Annotated in this window: 4 protein-coding genes; 1 reads left to right on the top strand and 3 read right to left on the bottom strand. The window is 74.1% G+C overall.

Going from position 1 to position 3148, the window contains the following annotated elements:
* The 3 genes from KBX39_RS27280 to KBX39_RS27290 form a co-directional block, all read right to left on the bottom strand.
* A partial coding sequence (locus KBX39_RS27280) for a TetR/AcrR family transcriptional regulator (protein ID WP_210873224.1) occupies nt 1–499 on the bottom strand: 499 nt, incomplete at its 3' end.
* Nucleotides 500–604: 105 nt separating this feature from the next.
* The gene (locus KBX39_RS27285; protein WP_210873226.1) at nt 605–1348 is read right to left on the bottom strand and encodes a metallophosphoesterase; all 744 of its coding nucleotides are present in this window, start codon (nt 1346–1348) and stop codon (nt 605–607) included.
* A gap of 152 nt (nt 1349–1500) precedes the next feature.
* Nucleotides 1501–2178 (bottom strand): Crp/Fnr family transcriptional regulator, encoded by a 678-nt coding sequence (locus KBX39_RS27290; protein WP_007466162.1) that lies wholly within the window; start codon nt 2176–2178, stop codon nt 1501–1503.
* Between the two features lie 219 nt (nt 2179–2397).
* On the opposite strand from KBX39_RS27290, the gene KBX39_RS27295 reads away from it, so the two are divergent.
* Nucleotides 2398–3081: an adenosylcobinamide amidohydrolase gene (locus tag KBX39_RS27295; protein ID WP_210873228.1), complete on the top strand. Its 684-nt coding sequence runs from the start codon at nt 2398–2400 to the stop codon at nt 3079–3081.
* Nucleotides 3082–3148 lie beyond the last annotated feature (67 nt).

Here is a 3148-nt window from a genome sequence, read left to right on the forward strand (position 1 = left end):
GGTCGAGCGTGGCCTGCACCGACTCGCGTACGCCCGGCTTGCGCTCGTCCACGCCGAGCAGCTCGACGGTGAGCCGGTGCATCTCGCGGCCGATCCGCGCCTCCAGCGGCACCAGCGCGGCGCGCAGCTCGGCGTCGGTACGCGCGGCCACCCACAGCTCCAGCGCGGCCGCGAACAGCGGGCCGGTGAAGGAGGCGGCGAGCAGGTCGACCACGCCGTCGAGCCGCTGCGGGCCGACCGGCAGGGCCGCCGCCTCGGCGCGCAGCTCGGCCGCCCGGCGCTCGGTCAGGTGCGCGACGGCGGCGGTGACCAGCGCGGCCTTGGTGGGGTAGTGGTGCAGTTGGGCGCCCCGGGAGACCCCGGCGCGGGCCGCCACCACTGTCGTGGTGGTGCCGGACCAGCCGTGCTCCACCAGGCAGTCGACTGTCGCCTCCAGCAGCCGGGCCTGGGTGGCGCGGCTGCGCTCCTGCTGCGGAACTCGGCTCGGTGCGGTGGACACGCCATCAGCCTGCCGCCGCCAAAACAAACAGTCAAGCCTGACTTTTTTGAAAGGAGGGGGCCCTTGTTAACGCCTGCGGTAGAGGAAGGGCCCCTTTTTAACGCCTCAGCGGCCGTCGCGCGGAGCGAAGACGGTGAGCGCGTCGGCGTCGGAGTGGCGGGAGCGGACGTACTCGTCGGCCCAGGCCGCCGCGTCCGGAAAGGCGGACTCGGTGGCGATCCGGGCACATGCGGCGTCCACGTCGAAGCGCGTACGGCGCAGTTGCACGCCCGGACCGAGCAGCGCCCACCAGGCGCCCGCGCCCCCGTACGGCATGCCGACGCTGCCCGGGTTCACCACCAGGCGGCGGTCGGCCAGCCGGGTGAACGGCATGTGCGTGTGCCCGCAGACCACGGTGCCGACCTCGGGCGGCAGGCCGGCGAAGACCTCCGCCCAGCGGTCCAGCCGCGAGTCGACGAGCACGACCTCCTCGTCGTCGCGCGGGGTGGCGTGGCAGAACAGCACGTCGCCCAGACCGGTGACCGGCAGCGTGACGGACGGCGGCAGCGCGGCCAGCCGGGCCACCTGGTCGTCGCGGAGCTGCCCCGCGGCCCAGTTCGACACCTCGATCGGGGACGCCGCCCCGGCACGCGCCTGCACCAGCTCCCGGTCGGCGTTCCCGCCGACCCAGCAGGCCCGGTCGCCGAGTGCGGCCAGCCGGTCCAGCACCTCGACCGGTTGCGGGCCGGCCGCCAGGTCACCGGTGAGGACGATCAGGTCGGCGGCGGCCACGTCCGGCTCGGCCAGCACTGCTTCCAGCGCGGGCAGCACACCGTGGATGTCGGAGAGAACGGCGACGTGATCGGGCATCGTCCCAGCGTGGCGGCACCGGCCCGGAGGACCAAGCGATTCTGCGACGGGCAGAGACGGCTTGCTCAGAGGCGACCGGCCCGGCCTGCGCAGAACGGCATCGGCCCGGCTCCGCGCGATGGCGGGCCGGGCCGGAGAAGCCGGTACGGAGGTCAGACCCGCGCGCGGCGGGCCAGGCGCTCCGGGTCGAGGATGATGATGCTCTTGCCGTCCAGTCGCAGCCAGCCGCGCGAGGCGAAGTCGGCGAGCGCCTTGTTGACGGTCTCCCGGGAGGCGCCGACGAGCTGGGCGATCTCCTCCTGGGTGAGGTCGTGCGTCACGCGCAGCACGCCGCCGTCGCGGGTGCCGAAGCGGCCGGCCATCTGGAGCAGGTTCTTGGCGACCCGACCCGGCACGTCCGTGAAGATCAGGTCGGCGAGCGAGTCGTTGGTCCGGCGCAGCCGGCGGGCCAGCACCCGCAGCAGCTGCTCGGCGATCTCGGGCCGGTTGTTCAGCCACGGCCGCAGGGCCTGCTTGCGCAGGCGTACGAGCCGGGTGTCGGTGACCGCGGTGGCGGTCGCCGTACGCGGACCGGGGTCGAAGAGCGACAGCTCACCGACCATGTCCGACGGGCCCATCACGGCGATCAGGTTCTGCCGGCCGTCCGCCGCGCGGCGACCCACCTTGATCTTGCCGGACAGGAGGATGTAGAGACTGTCGCCGGGTTCGCCCTCGTTGAAGACGATTTCGCCCTTGCGGACCTCGATCGTCTCCATCTCCTTGGCGAGCGCCTCGGCAGCCTCCGGGTCGACACCCTGGAAGATCCCGCTGCGGGCCAGTACCTCGTCCATCGCGCACCTCCGCCTGCGCGTGCCGTCCGTCGGCCGGGTCCGCCGTCCGCTGATCCCTCGCGCGCCGCCAGTCTAGGCGCACATGAGTAGGAATCAGAGGTGCACCCCTGGAATCTTGATCGTTGGGCGTAACCCGCCCGACCCGGTGAGCAGCTAAGATCCCGCTTCCGGTCCGGGCCGGCGCCACCCGTTCCCTCCTGTGATCGTAGGGTGACCGGCGTGCTGTGTGAGCCGTTCCTGACCACCCGGTCCGAAGCCGGGTGGGACATCCCCCTGCTGGTCTGGCGGGCCGAGACGCCGCTGCTGGCGGTCGGCTCCGCTCCGCTGGGCGGCGGGATCGGCGTCCGCGGGTGGGTGCTGAACGCGACGGTGCCGATGTCGTACGACCGGGACGACCCCGCCGCACACCTGGCCGAGCTGGCGCACGGCCTCGATCTGGGCGGACCTGGCGTCGGGCTGCTGACCGGCGTGGACGTGAGCGAGGTGGTCAGCCGCACCGACGGCGGCGTCCGGGTCTGGGCGACCGTCGGCCTGGGCACGCCGGTCTGGGCCGCCGCCCCGGAGGCGGCCGCCGTCGTGCCCGAGCCCGCGCCGCCCGCGCAGCGCGTCGGGACCGTCAACATCGTCGCGTACGTGCCGCAGCGGCTCGGCGACGCGGCGCTCGTCAACGCGGTGGCCACCGCCACCGAGGCGAAGGCGCAGGCGATCTGGGAACTCGGACTGCCCGCCACCGGCACCCCCACCGACGCGGTGACCGTGCTCTGCCCGGCCGACGGCGATCCGGCCCCGTACGGCGGGCCCCGGTCGGCCTGGGGCGCGCCACTGGCCCGGGCCGTGCACGCCGCCGTCCGCTCCGGCGGCGCCGGGACCGTGGTGCCCTGGTCCGACCGGCGGGCGGGCTGACGTGCGCCCCTCACATGCGACACGCCGGGTTTTCCGACCGATCGGCCCTCGTCGCGGCGTTCCGGGG

This window comes from Micromonospora sp. D75 (genome assembly GCF_018070405.1).
Lineage (GTDB): Bacteria > Actinomycetota > Actinomycetes > Mycobacteriales > Micromonosporaceae > Micromonospora > Micromonospora chalcea.